Origin of the sequence: Vibrio sp. B1ASS3 (assembly GCF_905175355.1) — a bacterium.
Taxonomy (GTDB): Bacteria; Pseudomonadota; Gammaproteobacteria; order Enterobacterales; family Vibrionaceae; genus Vibrio; species Vibrio owensii.
Genome location: NZ_HG992743.1, coordinates 678,216 through 695,170, shown reverse-complemented (window position 1 = coordinate 695,170; position 16,955 = coordinate 678,216). Strand labels below are relative to the sequence as shown.

Here is a 16,955-nt window from a genome sequence, read left to right as displayed (position 1 = left end):
CTCCTACTGCTTGTCTTCAGCAGGAGATTGAATGCGCACTTCTACACCGTTACGTACACGTTGCAGACCCTGTGTAATCACAGTGTCGTCTTGTTCCAAACCTTCATTGATGATGATGCCCTGCTCTACTTGAGGACCAAGTTTTACGTTGCGACGCTCTGCAACATTGCCTTCAGTCATCACCATTGCGAAATCGCCCTCTAGGTCAGTTTGTACCGCACGACGAGGGATCACGATAACGTCTTTCGCGTTCTTATCTCGTAGATTCACTTTAATGTGCTGACCAGGAAGCAGTTGTTGTTCTGGGTTTGGTACCAGTGCGCGCATCGCAATCGTACCGGTTTGGGTATTGATACGGTTGCCCAAGAAGTCTAACTGACCTAGGTGCTCAAAGTACTCACCGTTTTCCAGTTCAAGTTGAACTTCTACACCACTCGACTCATCACTGCCGTCACCCTTGATGCGGTCCATACCAAGCGTTAAACGCTCACGTTCACTAACGCTGAATGAAGTATGCACTGGGTCTAAGCTAACAAGCGTTGTCAGAATGCCAGAAGAAGGAGAAAGCAGGTCACCCGTACTTACTTTACTGTCGCTGATGCGGCCGCTGAATGGCGCACGAATTTGCGTGTAAGAAAGGTTTACTTCTGCAAGCTTAAGCTGAGCGTTTGCCGCTTCTAACTCGGCACGCGCGCCAAGAAGAGTTGCAGTTAACGCATCAAATTCAGATTGAGAAATACTGCCGCGTGGCAACAAGTTCTTACCTCGTTCGTGGTCAAGTTCCGCTTTCTTCAAGGCAGCTTTAGCTTGAGCCAAGGCCGCTTTTGCACTCGCCACTTGCGCTTCGAAAGAAGAAGGCTCGATGGAGTAAAGCAGTTGTCCTTTCTCGACCATTTGACCTTCATCAAAATGGCGAGCTTCAAGATAGCCAGAGACTTGTGCCGTGATATTTGTATCTTCTACTGCTTCAATGCGACCGATATAAGATTTGCTCGGCTGGTAGTCGATAATTGTGACACCTTGAGTCACAACAAGAGGAGCTTGGCCCCCCTTCTGGGCATTGTTTGCTTCTCCGCATCCTGCGAGGATAGCTGTTGCCGCCATTAATGCGACGAGTGGTTTCTTTTGCATGTATATACCGTCTTTATAGAACAGGATTCGTTTGACAATACCCTAACCTTACAGGGTGCTTTGTCCGAAAACTTTAAAGGAAACCGGGGAAAGTGTATCAAAGTGTAAGCCAATGAAACGACTCGCAAACATCGTAATTAGCAGGCTATATTTGTTGCGATCCTGTGCTCGAATCGCAATGAAAGTCGTGTAAATGTTGTGGGTTAGAGAACGGAGGTTATTTGCACAATGATAGGCCGATAACCTAGTAAAACGAAAACTTCGTCAGCGCAGCGTATGATTTGACTATTTTTTTAAACAAAATGCGTTATCATGCAAGTAATTCAAAGCTTTCGACCGAGAGGATTACTATGATTTCTAAATGGGAGAAACGTTTTTACCAAATGGCTGAGCTTGTGGCGTCTTGGAGTAAAGATCCATCAACACAAGTTGGCGCGGTAATCACTAAAAACAATCGCATTGTCTCTGTTGGCTTTAACGGCTACCCACACGGTGTTTCCGACAGTGTGGATACAGATGAACGTGAACTGAAGTATCTAAAAACGTTGCACGCTGAAGAGAACGCGATTTTGTTCTCTAAACGCGATTTAGACGGTTGTGATATTTGGGTTACCCACTTCCCTTGCCCGAACTGTGCTGCGAAAATCATTCAAACAGGTATTGCGCGTGTTAGCTGTCCTGAACAATCTGAAGATTTCTTATCTCGCTGGGGCGACAAGATTCAAGTGAGCCAAGACATGTTCGACCAAGCAGGTGTGGAAGTGAACTGGCTACCAATCAGCGAAATCGAAGAGAAAAGCGTTCGCTAAGTTATCACTGAGCTTTTGTTTGAACACTCAGACAACCATAGCTCGAAAGACAAATGAAAAAGCCCAGACACGCGTCTGGGCTTTTGTTTGTCTAAATGGTTAGGTCAACCAGCTGTATGATTAACCGTGTTTCTTCGCCGTTAGTTCTGCAATTTTGACGATCACTTGTACCGACTTCTCCATCATCTCCACAGAGATAAACTCATGGATACCGTGGAAGTTGTAACCTCCTGTGAAGATGTTTGGACAAGGCAAGCCCATGAACGATAAACGCGCACCATCTGTACCACCGCGAATTGGCTTAATCAGAGGTTCAACATCGCACGCTTCCATCGCTTGCTTCGCTAAGTCGATGATGTGAGGGTATGGCTCAACCATTTCACGCATGTTGTAATAGCTGTCAGTTAACTTCAACTCAACCGAACCGTGTTTCAAGCCTGCGTTCATGTCATCAACGAGCTTCTGCATAAAGGCTTTGCGGTTTTCCAGACCTTCACGGTCGAAGTCACGGATGATGTAACCTAGCTCACTGCGAGCAACACCAAGCTCACCAGATTTTAGGTGGAAGAAGCCTTCATAGCCTTCTGTGGTTTCTGGCGTTTGATCTTCTGGCATTTGCACTTGGAATTTAGCCGCCAAGTTCATTGCATTAACCAATTTACCTTTTGCTGTGCCTGGGTGAACGCTCACGCCATGGAAGATAACGTCTGCACTGGTTGCGTTGAAGTTCTCGTATTCCAACTCACCTTGCGGACCACCGTCGATGGTGTAAGCCCACTCAGCACCAAATTTCTCAACATCAAACAAATCAGCACCACGGCCAATTTCTTCGTCTGGAGTAAAACCAATACAGATGTCACCATGTGGGATTTCTGGGTTTTCAATCAACATCGCTACCGCAGAGAGAATCTCTGCAATGCCCGCTTTGTTGTCAGCACCAAGAAGCGTTGTGCCATCTGTGGTAATCAGGTTGTGGCCATGAAGTTCGTGCAAATCTGGATACTGCACCGGAGAAAGCACTTCATCACCTAGACCAAGTGCGATATCGCCACCTTGGTAGTCTTCAATAAACTGTGGTTTTACGTTCTTACCTGAAGCATCAGGAGCCGTGTCCATGTGTGCGATAAAACCAATTGCTGGCACATCATAATCAACGTTAGATGGCAGCTTAGCCATTAGGTAGCCATTGTCACTCAAGGTCACATTGCTTAAACCAAGTTCAATCATTTCTTTTTTAAGCTGCTGAGCAAATACAAGTTGCCCGCCGCTGCTCGGGCAAGCTGATTCGTGGGGATTAGATTGAGTATCGAACGTGACGTAGCGAAGAAATCTTTCAACTAAATGCTTCATAATTATTCTCATTGTTTTGAGCGAAGGATGCCACGCACAAGGATGTAAGGTGTGCGAGGATCCTATCCAACATGGTTCGACAAGCCATGTTACGCTCATGCCACAATAAGAATTTGCTTTGAATCAGTTTTTCATCAGAAAGTACTGACACGCCACATCAGCACTCACATTAAGGGATTGTTTTATCGAGAATTAATTCAATAAGTCTTCAGCAAGTTCACGCCATTCGCGGATTTTTCCGTGGAAATGTCGCCACTGTTTATCACTCATTGTTTGAGAAATATCTAGGGTGAATTGATCCGTTAGAGCGATATTATGATCAATATTCTTGGTCAGTTGATCACTATAATAACTTTCCGGCTCAAACAGGAGCTGCATGAATACCTGCTGGTAAACCACGCTATTGTTTTTATTTTCGAAAAGATACTCTAATTCCTGAATTATAGAGGAACGGTAATCACGCCATAATGGGCTATTAATTATCACATCTTGAGAAAGCTGTTTAGCACGTGCTTTTTGCTTACTAGATAATTTACCTAACCATTCTTCCATCCACTCTTCTGTATTCTCTAAGACAATTTCTCTCAGCTCTTGTTCCGTTTTCCCTGCGTATTTTTCATCTCGTTCTTTGTAACGCTCTTTTACGCTATCGACGAACTCCGATTCTTGCTTACTGTCTAACTGCATACTCAACGAGAACAGGTCTGGCGCGGCTTTCGAGACAAGACGTTGGTAATGGTCTCGCATTTGATCTCGGTTGGCTTGCAATGACTCTAGTGTCACGTTGTCTTTATTCAGAGATTCTAATTGTTTTAAGTGATCGATATATAAGGGTAATTCCTCTTCTTTATGCCAATCCGCCAATAATAAGATACGTTCTTCCAACAGAGCTTCTTGCTCACCATCTAATGAGACGTAGTCATCCAAATATTCAATCACGACCCAATCAATATTGCTGTATAAGAACTTTTTCGCGCAGCCAGCGAGTACCAGAATAGATATCAAAATACATCCGTATCGAACCGCGTTATTAGATAAACTTTTTAATTTCATCACCGATCCATATTCCCTTTTCCATTGATTAAGTTCTATACTCAATCTTAATCACTTATTATTGCGGCAAACTTTCGTCAGTACGGCAAAGTGACATTGCCACTCATGTAGTATATAGAGTTTGAAATTAACTTTTTTATCACAACTATTCGCAAAAAAGTGAGTTAGTGCGCAATTATCGACCAAAACTTGAACGAAACGGCGTTCCTTATATGGCATATAATTTGCATCAATAACATCAGGATAGTTTATGGAGGCGTAGCATGGCTGCTGCTGAGCAACTTGATACGAGTGTAGAGTACGAAATTCGTTACTTTGAACAGGGGAAAATGCACAGTATGAGAGTCGTCGCGGAAGATAAAAACGCGGCACATCATTACTACTTGGAGTGCGGCAAGCATAACAGTGATTTGTATTCGATTCGCCCAGACAAATAAAAAAACCGCCAGTGATTGGCGGTTTTTTTGTGCTTAATATGCGTTTAGCTTTGGGCGGTTATTTAATTTCGCCAAAACGCTCTAGGTAAAGCACAGTCGCGGCGGTGCGAGAAGGCACTTTGAGCTTTTTCAACAAGCTCTTCATGTGCACTTTCACCGTTGACTCAGAGATAAACAGACGATCTGCAATCTGCTTATTACGGAAGCCACGTGCGACCTCTTGCAAAATCTGCGTTTCTCGGTCAGTAAGCGTGTCAAACACGTCTTCTTGCCCTTCACGTTCGTTCAGATATTTAGCAACGGCTTGGCTGTATGCCTTGTCACCCTCGTGTGCTTGTTTTAGTAGTTCAACCAACTCATCTGGCTCGGTATCTTTCAACAAGTAACCATCTGCACCACTTCGCACGATCGCTTCGATGTCCGCAGGGCTATCCGATACCGTAAGGATAACAATACGCGCTTCACAACCGTCCGCGCGCAGCGCTTTCAGCGTATCTAGGCCCGACATGCCCTTCATGTTCAGATCAAGAAGTACCAAATCCAGTTCTAGTTCGTGAGCTTTAGCAACCGCATCTGCGCCGCTGCTCGCCTCTGCAACCACTTCAAACTCTGGCTCGAAACTGAGAAGCTGATGAATACCACGTCTCATGAGTGGGTGATCATCCACCAGCATTACTTTACACACTGTCAATGTTTACTTCCTTACTATGTTGGAATTCTAGTCTTACGATACAGCCACTATTCTTCGCTGCCTCTATTCTGAGGTCGGCGTGCAACCTTGCCGCACGCTCTTGCATGATGCTCATACCGTAATGATTTAATTTTTCATCTTGTTGCTCAAAGCCTATACCATCATCGGTGACCGTCACTGTGACTGTCCCTTCAGAATCAAGACATTGAATCTCAATATTTTTAGCTTGAGCGTGCTTGATCGCATTAATTGTCGCTTCTCTGATCAACTGTAGTAGATGTACTTGTTGGTGCGCATCTAATTCTGTTGAAGAGAGCTTGTTATTGAGAGAGATTTCAGCCGCCGTTTGATCGTCTAGCGTCGAAACCATCTCTTGAAGTGCCTGACCAAAACTGCCCTCTTTTATCGTGAGACGGAATGTAGTCAGCAATTCACGTAACTGGGTGTAGGCCGCTGAAAGCCCGGTATCTAATTCAGCAATCACTTGATTAGTTTGCGCGATCGCTTTCTCATCAGGGATGTTCTTCACACTGCGCTTTAACAGCGACACTTGAATCTTCAGATAAGACAAGGCTTGAGCCAATGAATCATGAAGCTCGCGAGCAATGGTGGCACGCTCTTCCATCAGCAATAATTGCTCGGCTTGTCGTTGCGCTCGGTTGTAATATACCGCACGAGATAAGATTTGAACAAAGTTATCAATAAGGGACTCATTTGGGCAAGGTAGCCCTACTTTCCAATGCAAGAAGCCAAGATGCTCGCCATCTAAAGTAAGCGGCTTACTGTGGCATTCACTGTCACACTCATGACGACACTCTTCCCCTTCCGTAAGAATCCAATTTGGTTCCCCAATTTGATCAATTTCGAGCTTAACAGCACGAATTCCTTCCAAACTTGCAATATGTTGTAAAATCGCTTGGAAATTTTCTTGATGAATACGAGAAGCGGTCAATTCTTTTGATGAATCGTACAGCACTTGGAGTGTTTGGTTTGCATGTTGAAGCTTGCGCGTTTTCTCATCCACCGCCAGCTCCAACCCTCGATATAACTTCCCTAAATCAGTCGCCATCCGATTGAAAGTTCGAGTTAAAATGCCCATTTCATTGTCACTCGACACATTCAGTGACACGTCAAAAGAACGGTTCTGGATCTGCTCACTGGCAAACACTAGTGCGCGTAATGGTCTTACAACTTCTAGCCTCACAAAGTGCACAACAAACATGCTCACGCACAAGATCCCGCCAAGCCCTAATCCACCAATCCACGCTAAGTTAATCAGTTTTTGTTCAGAATAGTTCTGTAGCTTAAACACGAAACCATCAATTTGTTGAACAAAACCAGCCACTAACACCAAATACTGATCTCTGTCTTGGCTCTTTAATACGGTTTTCAGCTCGTGCCAGCGAAGAATCAATCGATAGTAATCTTTTGTAATATCTTCTGGGACCGACCAATGTTGCAGTGCGAGCATCGAGTGGGAATAAATGGACTGCTCAAATAAATCAATATGTGAAGAATAATCGACAGATTCACTTTGAATATCATGGGCTAAGCGATAGCTCTGCATTCGCATAGAGCCAGAAACGTTGACGGCCTCTGCATCATTTAAGCTCGACGCAAGAGTGAAAATAGCAAAGCCAGTGGTTGCGACAGAAAGAAGCAAAATCAACATCATGGCAGACGCAATCGTGCGCGTTACTGACTTTTTCACATTTTTAAACAACTCTGAACTCCGCTCATTTGATAACCATGTTTGTCTTTATACAACACGTATTATCTTTCAACTTTATCAATATGTGATCACCTGCGACGGAATTTATTGATCCAAAACAATATTGCGTCCTAATTACCCCCTAAGAGGTATTTATAGATATATGTCAAAAACTACAATTTCGTGTACTTAAATGACAGTTTATTAATGAAATTGTGGACTATGCTTAGTTTGGGTTTCAATTTCCGAGGTGACTAAGTGGTAGACCTTTCTAGAAGAAGACTTTTTGCACGTAAAGCGCAGCCAGATAATTCGGTACGTCTTCCTTGGTTAGCTAAGCCGACTCAATTCACAGACGATTGCACTCGTTGCGGTAAATGCATCGAGGCTTGTGAAACTAAGATTATAACCAAAAGCGACGGCGGATTTCCTGCGGTCGATTTTTCGATTGATGAATGCACGTTTTGTTACCAGTGCGCTGAAGCTTGTCCAGAGCCGCTATTCTTAGCAGAAGCTGAACAACCGTGGCACGCAAAAGCAAGCATCAACGAAAGCTGTTTAGCAAAACAAAATGTCGAATGCCGAAGCTGTGGGGACATGTGCGACCCGATGGCAATCCAGTTCAAGTTAGAACTTGGCAAAGTAGCACAACCAAATTTAGACCTTGATGAGTGTAACGGCTGCGGCGCCTGTGTTTCAGTGTGCCCTACTTCATCCATCAATGTGAGCAATATAACAGCCTAGCCGTTAGTGGTCGGCGCGAAAGGCGATAAAACGAGAGAGATGTATGTCACTAAACGAAGTGCACATTTCGAGTCTGGTAGTCCATGTTCTGCCTGAACATCTGGCTGAGGTCAAAACCCAGATTGAAGCGTACGAAAACGCGGAAATCTACGGTGACAGCCCAGAAGGCAAAATCGTGGTGGTGCTAGAAACTGAGAACCAAGGTTTCATCACCGACACTATCGATGCGATTAATAATTTACCGAATGTCTTGAGCACAGTACTGGTTTATCACCAAATCGAAACTGGGCTTGAAGAAACGGAAGAAAAAGACACTGGAACACAACATTCCCAAATCGAGGGTGAAGTATGAAAATGACAAGACGTGCGTTTGTGAAAGCAAACGCGGCTGCATCAGCTGCTGCTGTCGCAGGTATTACACTACCGGCTTCTGCAACCAATCTGATTGCAAGCTCTGATCAAACTAAAATCACATGGGACAAAGCGCCTTGTCGTTTCTGTGGTACAGGCTGTTCTGTTCTTGTTGGTACACAAAACGGCAAAGTGGTAGCAACTCAGGGTGACCCTGAAGCACCAGTAAACAAAGGCCTTAACTGTATCAAAGGTTACTTCCTTTCTAAGATCATGTACGGTCAAGACCGTCTGACTCAGCCTCTTCTACGAATGAAAGATGGCAAATACAACAAAGATGGCGAATTCACTCCTGTATCTTGGGATGCGGCTTTCGACATCATGGCTGAGAAATGGAAAGCGTCTCTAGAGAAAAAAGGCCCAACAAGCATCGGTATGTTTGGTTCTGGTCAATGGACCGTAATGGAAGGTTACGCTGCCGCTAAAATGATGAAGGCGGGTTTCCGTTCTAACAACATCGACCCGAACGCACGTCACTGTATGGCGTCTGCAGTAGTAGGCTTCATGCGTGCATTTGGTATCGATGAACCAATGGGTTGTTACGATGACTTCGAGAACGCAGATGCCTTCGTTCTTTGGGGTTCAAACATGGCAGAAATGCACCCAGTTCTTTGGACTCGTATTACTGACCGTCGCCTAAGCCACCCTCACGTTAAAGTGAACGTGCTTTCTACTTACTACCACCGTTCATTTGAGTTGGCAGACCACGGCTACATTTTCAATCCTCAGTCTGACCTTGCGATTGCTAACTTCATCGCAAACTACATCATCGAAAACGATGCAGTAAACTGGGACTTCGTGAACAAGCACACGAACTTCACTCAAGCAGATACTGACATCGGTTACGGTCTACGTGACGATGATCCGCTACAAAAAGCAGCGAAGAACCCGAACTCTGGTAAGCTAACTTCTATCTCTTTCGAAGAGTACAAGAAGTCAGTTGCACCATACACAGTAGAGAAGGCATCTGAAATCTCTGGTGTAGAGAAAGAAAAACTGATTGAGCTTGCGAAGCAATACGCGGATCCAAACACGAAAGTAATGTCTCTATGGACGATGGGTATGAACCAACATACTCGTGGTGTATGGATGAACAACTTGGTTTACAACATCCACCTACTAACCGGTAAGATTGCGACTCCGGGTAACAGCCCATTCTCACTAACAGGTCAGCCATCAGCGTGTGGTACGGCTCGTGAGGTTGGTACGTTTGCTCACCGTCTACCAGCAGACATGGTGGTTGCTAACCCTAAACACCGTAAGATCGCAGAAGACATCTGGAAACTACCAGAAGGTACTATTCCACCAAAACCTGGCTTTCACGCAGTACTTCAAGACCGTATGTTGCATGACGGCGTTCTGAACTGTTACTGGGTTCAATGTAACAACAACATGCAAGCAGGTCCGAACATCAACACTGAACGTCTTCCTGGTTACCGTAACCCAGAAAACTTTATCGTTGTATCTGACCCATACCCAACAGCAACAGCGCAAGCCGCTGACCTTATCCTTCCTACAGCAATGTGGATTGAGAAAGAAGGTGCTTACGGTAACGCAGAGCGTCGTACTCAAGCTTGGTACCAACAAGTTGAGACTATCGGCGATGCGAAATCTGACCTATGGCAGGTAATGGAATTTGCAAAACGCTTCAAGATGGAAGAAGTGTGGCCAGAAGAGCTACTTGCAAAAGCACCTGAATACCGCGGTAAGACAATGTACGACATGCTGTTCAAGAACGGTCAAGTCGACAAGTTCCCTATCGAAGAAGCGCGTGAGATGAACGATGACGCTCACCACTTCGGCTACTACGTACAGAAAGGTCTGTTCGAAGAGTACGCAACGTTTGGTCGTGGTCACGGTCACGACTTAGCACCATACGATGTTTACCACACAGTACGTGGTCTACGTTGGCCGGTTGTTGATGGCAAAGAAACACAATGGCGCTTTAAAGAAGGCTCTGACCCGTACGCGAAAGCTGGTTCAGGTTGGGACTTCTACGGCAACGCTGATGGTAGAGCGAAGATCATCTCTGCACCATACGAAGCGCCACCAGAAGTGCCAAACGAAGAGTTTGACCTATGGCTATGTACTGGCCGTGTTCTTGAGCACTGGCACACAGGTACTATGACTCGTCGTGTACCAGAGCTTTACAAAGCGGTTCCTGACGCGGTGGTTTACATGCACCCTGCGGATGCGAAGAAACGTAACGTTCGTCGCGGTGAAGAAGTTCTGATTGCAAACAAACGTGGTGAAGTACGCGTTCGCGTTGAAACTCGCGGCCGTAACCGTCCACCTGAAGGCTTGGTATTCGTACCGTTCTTTGATGCCCGTATTTTGATTAACAAGTTGATCCTTGATGCGACTGACCCACTGTCAAAACAGACAGACTTTAAGAAGTGTCCAGTCAAAATCACCAAAGTCGCTTAACCGTCAAATAACGAATGCAATGGCCGTCTACTCGGCGGCCTAAAAAGAATTTAAGCCATAAGGCGGAGATGAAATGATGAAAAAATACCTTATCGCACTTTTATCTGTAGGTGCTTTGTTGACAGGCGTTGCACAAGCTGAGTTGGACAATCCGGGTGGCACAGGCGGTCTAGACTCGCTACGTGGTACTGCACAACTTGAAGACACGCGTCCAGCAGATGATTTCAAAGACTTTCCAAAAGACCAAATCGTTGCAGACAGCTTTGTATATCAGCCGCCGCTGATCCCACATAGCATCCGTAACTACGAAGTGTCTTTGAACGCAAACAAATGTCTAGCATGTCACAGCTGGAAAAATGCTAAAGACGCAGGCGCTACCAAAATCAGTGTAACGCACTACGTTAACCGTGAAGACGCGGTACTGGCAGATATGTCGCCACGTCGTTACTTCTGTTTGCAATGTCACGTTCCACAAACAAGTGCTACTCCACTAGTGGAAAACGAGTTTAAGGCAGTCGATTCGCTTCAGTAATTGAAACGCGAGTACTAAGAGGTTACTTATGAAAATACTTAAAGCGTTTTGGAAGAGACTGTCGAGCCCGAGTAAAGCTGCCGCTGGTATCGTTTTATTCTTAGGCTTTACTGGTGGTCTTCTATTTTGGGGCGCGTTCAACACGGGTATGGAAGCAACCAACACAGAAGAGTTCTGTTCTGGCTGTCACGCTCCAATCGTTGCTGAAATTCAAGAAACGATTCACTACTCGAACCGCTCTGGTGTTCGTGCAATCTGTTCAGACTGTCACGTACCACACGAATGGACTGATAAAATCGTTCGTAAAGTTCAGGCATCTAAAGAGCTGTTTGCGCACTTCGTAACGAAGACGATCGACACGCCGGAGAAATTCCAAGCACGTCGTGAGCACTTAGCAGAACGCGAATGGGCACGAATGAAGAAAAACGACTCACTTGAGTGTCGTAACTGTCACGAGTTCGACTTCATGGATTACTCTCAACAGGGTAAACGTGCAGCTGAACAACACTCAACCGCTCTGGCTTCAGGCGAGAAAACGTGTGTAGACTGTCACAAAGGTATCGCACACAAACTGCCTGACATGCACGGCGTTGAAGGCTGGCAATAAGGAGAAACAAAGACAATGAGTAATCTTGAATCCTTTATCTGGCATTTCCTTGGGTACAGTGCAATGCCAGTCATTATTCTTTCCGGCTTTGTCGGAGTAGCAGCAGTCTCTCTATGGCTACTCTCACTAGGTAAGGATAAAGAGGTTTAATCTGCCTCGAATCAGTCGACATTTTTGCCTATTTTGTTGACGGAAAACGCCAAGCAATTGCTTGGCGTTTTTTCTTTGTGGTTCTGACAATTCAATTGCGCTGAAAACGATCTAAGAAGTTCTATTTTCAATCTCCCACCGACTCAAGCTCTCATTACCACGACTCAGGCTCCCGTGCTTCACTCCCTCCCTCACTAAGCCTCCTCGGCTTCCTTGAGGTACGCCAGAAACAAAAAAGGCGACCATGGTAGGCCGCCAAATGAGACTGCTGTGAGGAGCAGCTTAGGACTCTTTGATTGGCAATACTTGTCTTACGTACTGACCCGGAGCGTCTTCAATCACAGGATTCTGCTCTGAACCCACTGGGAACGGCTCCACTTGCTCTTCTGGGTTGAATTGCAACAGCCATTGATGCCAATGCGTCCACCAAGAGCCTTCCTGATGATTAGCGTTGTTAAACCATTCATCAGCAGAGTCATCAAGGTTGTCGTTCAACCAGTAACCATACTTGTTTTTAGCAGGATGGTTAACGATGCCCGCGATATGACCAGACTCGCCTAACACAAAGGTCTTGTTGCCACCTGTGTTTAGTGCGCCGCGATATGTACCCTGCCACAATGCGATATGGTCTTCTTTGGTCGATACAAAGTAGCTCGGGATCTTAATCTTATTCAGGTCGATCCAGACGCCACCGATCTTCACGCCCTTGTCTTGAACGAGCTTGTTCTCTAGATAGAGTTCACGCAATAGGAAATTGTGAGAAGCTGCACTCACATTGGTGCTGTCGCTATTCCAGTACAGAAGGTCAAAGTCTACAGGGCTGTTGCCTTTGAGGTAGTTATCAACGTAGTAGTTCCAGTACAAGCTGTTCTCACGCAACAAACTGAACGTCACGCTAAGAGAGCGACCATCCATGTAACCTTTCGCGTTGTTTTGCGTCTCAATTGCACTAATGATGGTATCGTTGATGTACGCCCCTACTTCGCCCGGCTGAGAGAAGTCCAGTAGCGTGGTAAAGAAGGTCGCCGACTTAATGCGCTTCTTCATACGCTTCGCCGCATAGTACGCAACCGTGCTCGCCAGAACCGTACCACCAATGCAATAACCCGCTGCGTTGATCTGCTCTTGGCCTGTAATGTCTTCAATCGCCGTGACCGCTTTCGCCACGCCTTCCGTTACGTAATCGCCAAACTCAACGTGAGCCTGCTCTTTACCCGGATTACGCCAAGACATCATAAATACGCTGTGGCCTTGCTCTAGCAACCAGCGAACCATAGAGTTCTTCGCCGTTAGGTCAAGGATGTAGTATTTGTTGATAAACGGCGGGACGATCAACAGTGGCGTTGCATTCACTTTTTCTGTCAAAGGACGGTATTGAATCAACTCAAACAGTTCGTTTTGGAAAACGACGTCACCCGGCGTTGTCGCAACATCATCCCCCACGCGGAAGGCATTATTGTTGGTCATGCGCACTTTGAGAATATCGGCACTCGACTCAACATCTTCTTTAAGCTTTTCCAGCCCTGTCAGCAGGTTTTCACCATTTTGCTCAAGAGTGAGTTTAAGCAGTTCTGGGTTGGTCGCGATAAAGTTAGAAGGAGAGAGTGCATTGATAGCTTGGCGAGAAAAGAAAGTAATACGCTCTTTCGTCTTCTCATCAAGACCTTCGATAGAATCGAGCGTGTCGAGGTATGTCTTGCTGAACAATAAGTAGGATTGTTTGATGAAGCTGTACATAGCTTCTTGTTGCCAAGCATCGTTTGAGAAACGCTTATCACCCTTCTCTGCTTCGATAATTTGTGTTTGGTTACCCGCTAGTGCCACATTCTGCCATATTTGAAGCTGTTGCTCCCACCATTCGGCTTGCAGCTTTAGAATCGCTGCTGGCTGGTTTGCCGCTTGTTCGAATAGTTTGGCAGTATCTTCGAAGTTCACTTCTTGCATGGCCTTATTCAAAGGAGAATTCACGACTGCCTTGTTCACTTCGAAATCATGCCACCACTGATGATTGGTTTCCTGAAGCTTTACAAGATAGTCCGAAAAGAAGTGTTGAAACATAGTCTTACTCCTGTATTCGGAAAAAACAACGCCGCCCAAGATCTCGGGCGGCGATAAGCGGACGTATTACGCAGGAGTAACAGTCTTTAGGTTTTCCGAAGTCATTTGCTCAACGTCTTCTTTGAATTCTTTCGCGATAGATTGCAGCTTGTTGCTGTCGTCCATCATTTGCTGAGAAAGCTTAGTAAGAACAGCCAGCTGTTGGCTGTTGAAAGCGGTTAGAGAAGTCACGTCTTTGATTTCAGACGCCGCTTTCATCTGGTTTAGGCCAACTTCACTGTAAGTGCGGATTGCGTTCAGTTGAAGCTCAGTAAGAACTTCCACGTTCTTTGTCACTAGCTTGTTGAACTTCAAGTATGGTTCTAGATTCTTTTCAGTTTGATCGCTAAAAGTTTTGAAGAAATCAGTGTACATGGTTTATCTCCTAGAGAAAGAATTAAAAATGTCCGTTTAAATAACTACTTAACTGCTTTTACAACCACAGCCGTGCCCATACCGCCGCCTACACAAAGTGAAGCAACACCGTACTGACCGTCTTGTTTGTGAAGTTCGTGTACTAGCGTAACCAGAATGCGGTTACCCGATGCACCGAGTGGGTGGCCCAATGCGATAGCACCACCATTAAAGTTGGCTTTATCTTGAATTGAGCTCACTGGTACTTGGTTGGTTTCTGCCAGTTTATGAATCACACCTAGTGCTTGCGCAGCAAAGGCTTCATTCAGTTCATAAACATCAATGTCGCTGGTTTTCAGTTCGGCTTTTTGCAGCGCCTTGTTCACTGATTCCACAGGACCAAGACCCATAATCTTAGGATCCAAACCGGATTGAGCGTAGCTCACCACTTCAGCAATTGGCGTCAGACCATGCGCTTGAACCGCGCTTTCTGATGCTAAAATAATGGCACTTGCACCGTCGTTGATACCTGAAGCGTTACCTGCGGTTACTGTACCTTCACGGTCAAACGCAGGACGTAGCTTGCTCAAACCTTCTAGCGTCGCGTTCGCTTTTGGATATTCATCTGTATCAAATACAACAGTTTCGCGGCGCTGCTTGACTTCTACCGGGACAATTTCATCTTTGAACTTACCCGCTTCAATCGCAGCCACGGCTTTCTGTTGGCTTGAAAGTGCGTATTCGTCTTGTTGTTGACGCGATAAGCCCACTTCCTTAGCCACATTTTCTGCGGTTACGCCCATGTGGTATTGGTTGTAAACGTCCGTCAAACCGTCAGCAATGAGGAGATCTTTCAACTCCATGTTGCCCATCTTATTACCATCACGTACAACGCTAGGCACGATGAATGGGATTTGTGACATCACTTCTACACCTGCTGCCACAACGATTTCTGCATCGCCACTGCGAATATGAGAAACACCATCCATGACGGTTTTCATACCACTTCCGCAAACCATGTTGACGCCGTATGCAGGGACTGACTCTGGAATGCCAGCAAACAATGCCGCTTGACGCCCAACCCCCATGCCTTGCCCTGCGGCAATAACGTTACCAACGATAACCTCATCAACTTTCTCGCCAGATAGGGATGCGGCCTCAAGAGCACCTTTGATCGCAACCGCAGCTAGATCGCCTGCTGATGTGTTTTTTAAGCTTCCGCCAAACGCACCGATAGGTGTGCGTTTCGCTGCAACGATAAATACTTTTTCCATCATCCCACTCCTTAGCTCATGTATAGGCCGCCATTCACCGACAATGTCTCGCCAGTGATGTACGCGCCGGCATCACTCACTAAGAAGCTTACTGATGCTGCAATTTCTTCAGGCGTCGCTAAACGCTTCATTGGAATTTGGTTGGTAATAGACTCAAGCACTTCCGGCTTCATCTGTTCAACCATTGGCGTGCCCGTGTATCCCGGAGCAATCACGTTCACGGTTACGCCAGAACGAGCACCTTCGTATGCCAATGCTTTCGAGAAACCAATCATGCCAGCCTTAGCCGCCGAGTAGTTGGCTTGACCGAACTGACCTTTAAGGCCATTTACAGAAGAGATGTTAATGATGCGACCACCACCCTTTTCGCACATCGTTGCGAATAAAGGCTGTGTGACATTGAATAAGCTGTTGAGGTTGGTGTTGATTACATCGTTCCAAGCTTGTGCAGTCATCTTTTTAAACACGCCATCACGTGTGATACCTGCATTGTTGATCACGACATCAACGGTTCCTTCTTCCTCAAGCAAAAGTGCTAATTTTTCAGCACATTGCGCTGTGTTGGTGACATCCAATTCAAAAAGGCGTACCTGATCTTTCGTAAACCCTTTTTCATTAAACCATTCCAAAGCACATTCATAATTACCAGTATAATAAGTAGCTATTACTCGATAACCATCATTCACTAATTGAGAGGAAATAGCAGAACCAATTCCGCCTTTTGATCCAGTGATCAAAGCGACTTTCTTCATTGAAGACTCCATTCTTAACGGCATTAAAAAAGCGAATTAAGACACTGGCGAAATGTATCGCCAACTGACGTGTTAATTTATTCTTGTGGCAACAAATCCTCTGCCGCCTTTTATTTTAAGTTAACCTAGAAATATTACATTTCAAATAAAAAACTCATTCATTTGCATAAGATTGATTTAGATCTCACTCGCAATGAAATGTTATAAAAACGTTAACCCAACATAAGCTCATGTTTTAAAAGAAAAAACCTTAACTACAATGTCATTATTAAATTTAAAAAACACTGCTTATTCAGTAAGTTGCACGCATTTTTATGTGCGTTACATTGACTAAGAGTTTAAGATCATCCTTCTTCAATCAAGTAATAAATTGCGATTAAATCATTGGAGCAATACTTCTAACCGACTTACTAATAAATATGAAA

General features: G+C 45.3%; 17 protein-coding genes. 8 read left to right on the top strand and 9 right to left on the bottom strand.

The genetic code is table 11. The annotated features are described in order from the left end of the window. Window positions 1-3: 3 nt before the first annotated feature. On the bottom strand, window positions 4-1,131 hold the full coding sequence (gene vmeY, locus KJB05_RS21655) for an efflux RND transporter periplasmic adaptor subunit (protein ID WP_208444471.1): 1,128 nt from the start codon (window positions 1,129-1,131) through the stop codon (window positions 4-6). Between the two features lie 350 nt (window positions 1,132-1,481). Between vmeY and KJB05_RS21650 the strand changes: the two genes are divergently transcribed. Further along, window positions 1,482-1,940 carry a cytidine/deoxycytidylate deaminase family protein gene (locus tag KJB05_RS21650; protein WP_005435882.1) on the top strand — a complete coding sequence of 153 codons (459 nt, stop codon included), beginning with the start codon at window positions 1,482-1,484 and terminating at the stop codon, window positions 1,938-1,940. Window positions 1,941-2,060: 120 nt separating this feature from the next. On the opposite strand, the gene pepT is transcribed toward KJB05_RS21650, so the two are convergent. Both pepT and KJB05_RS21640 read right to left on the bottom strand, forming a co-directional pair. Then, entirely contained in the window at window positions 2,061-3,290 is a 1,230-nt protein-coding gene (gene pepT / locus KJB05_RS21645; RefSeq protein ID WP_009704745.1) for a peptidase T, read from the bottom strand. Between the two features lie 192 nt (window positions 3,291-3,482). Next, a complete protein-coding gene (locus KJB05_RS21640) occupies window positions 3,483-4,343 on the bottom strand; it encodes a DUF6279 family lipoprotein (protein ID WP_122069804.1) in 861 nt (286 codons plus the stop codon). Window positions 4,344-4,606: 263 nt separating this feature from the next. Between KJB05_RS21640 and KJB05_RS21635 the strand changes: the two genes are divergently transcribed. Next, window positions 4,607-4,780 carry a hypothetical protein gene (locus tag KJB05_RS21635; protein ID WP_009704747.1) on the top strand — a complete coding sequence of 58 codons (174 nt, stop codon included), beginning with the start codon at window positions 4,607-4,609 and terminating at the stop codon, window positions 4,778-4,780. A 58-nt stretch (window positions 4,781-4,838) separates the two neighbouring features. On the opposite strand, the gene KJB05_RS21630 is transcribed toward KJB05_RS21635, so the two are convergent. Together KJB05_RS21630 and narQ are read right to left on the bottom strand one after the other, a co-directional pair. Continuing rightward, entirely contained in the window at window positions 4,839-5,471 is a 633-nt protein-coding gene (locus KJB05_RS21630; RefSeq protein ID WP_009704748.1) for a response regulator, read from the bottom strand. Next, window positions 5,458-7,194 (bottom strand): nitrate/nitrite two-component system sensor histidine kinase NarQ, encoded by a 1,737-nt coding sequence (gene narQ / locus KJB05_RS21625; RefSeq protein WP_039988638.1) that lies wholly within the window; start codon window positions 7,192-7,194, stop codon window positions 5,458-5,460. The genes KJB05_RS21630 and narQ overlap by 14 nt, the downstream gene beginning before the upstream one ends. Window positions 7,195-7,440: 246 nt before the next feature. Here narQ and napF point away from each other — a divergent pair, with 246 nt between their 5' ends. The 6 genes from napF to KJB05_RS21595 all read left to right on the top strand — a co-directional run bounded on the left by napF (window position 7,441) and on the right by KJB05_RS21595 (window position 12,053). Next, window positions 7,441-7,926, top strand: coding sequence for a ferredoxin-type protein NapF (napF, locus tag KJB05_RS21620; protein ID WP_009704750.1), 486 nt, complete (start codon window positions 7,441-7,443; stop codon window positions 7,924-7,926). Between the two features lie 43 nt (window positions 7,927-7,969). Next, a complete protein-coding gene (locus tag KJB05_RS21615) occupies window positions 7,970-8,278 on the top strand; it encodes a chaperone NapD (RefSeq protein ID WP_005433349.1) in 309 nt (102 codons plus the stop codon). After that, window positions 8,275-10,764 (top strand): periplasmic nitrate reductase subunit alpha, encoded by a 2,490-nt coding sequence (napA, locus tag KJB05_RS21610; protein ID WP_208444470.1) that lies wholly within the window; start codon window positions 8,275-8,277, stop codon window positions 10,762-10,764. The genes KJB05_RS21615 and napA overlap by 4 nt, the downstream gene beginning before the upstream one ends. Window positions 10,765-10,840: 76 nt before the next feature. After that, complete coding sequence (locus KJB05_RS21605) at window positions 10,841-11,296, top strand: nitrate reductase cytochrome c-type subunit (protein WP_033005082.1); 456 nt, start codon at window positions 10,841-10,843, stop codon at window positions 11,294-11,296. A 28-nt stretch (window positions 11,297-11,324) separates the two neighbouring features. Continuing rightward, entirely contained in the window at window positions 11,325-11,903 is a 579-nt protein-coding gene (locus KJB05_RS21600; protein WP_005435291.1) for a NapC/NirT family cytochrome c, read from the top strand. A 15-nt stretch (window positions 11,904-11,918) separates the two neighbouring features. Then, window positions 11,919-12,053, top strand: a complete 135-nt coding sequence (locus tag KJB05_RS21595; protein ID WP_009704753.1) for a TIGR02808 family protein — start codon at window positions 11,919-11,921, stop codon at window positions 12,051-12,053. Window positions 12,054-12,335: 282 nt separating this feature from the next. Here KJB05_RS21595 and phaC read toward each other — a convergent pair whose 3' ends face one another. The 4 genes from phaC to KJB05_RS21575 all read right to left on the bottom strand — a co-directional run bounded on the left by phaC (window position 12,336) and on the right by KJB05_RS21575 (window position 16,530). Then, window positions 12,336-14,111 (bottom strand): class I poly(R)-hydroxyalkanoic acid synthase, encoded by a 1,776-nt coding sequence (gene phaC / locus KJB05_RS21590; protein WP_009704754.1) that lies wholly within the window; start codon window positions 14,109-14,111, stop codon window positions 12,336-12,338. A gap of 66 nt (window positions 14,112-14,177) precedes the next feature. Continuing rightward, complete coding sequence (locus tag KJB05_RS21585) at window positions 14,178-14,525, bottom strand: phasin family protein (protein WP_005435289.1); 348 nt, start codon at window positions 14,523-14,525, stop codon at window positions 14,178-14,180. 44 nt (window positions 14,526-14,569) lie between these two features. Further along, window positions 14,570-15,778: an acetyl-CoA C-acetyltransferase gene (locus tag KJB05_RS21580; RefSeq protein ID WP_009704755.1), complete on the bottom strand. Its 1,209-nt coding sequence runs from the start codon at window positions 15,776-15,778 to the stop codon at window positions 14,570-14,572. Window positions 15,779-15,789: 11 nt separating this feature from the next. After that, complete coding sequence (locus KJB05_RS21575; protein WP_005435287.1) at window positions 15,790-16,530, bottom strand: SDR family oxidoreductase; 741 nt, start codon at window positions 16,528-16,530, stop codon at window positions 15,790-15,792. Between the last annotated feature and the right edge of the window lie 425 nt (window positions 16,531-16,955).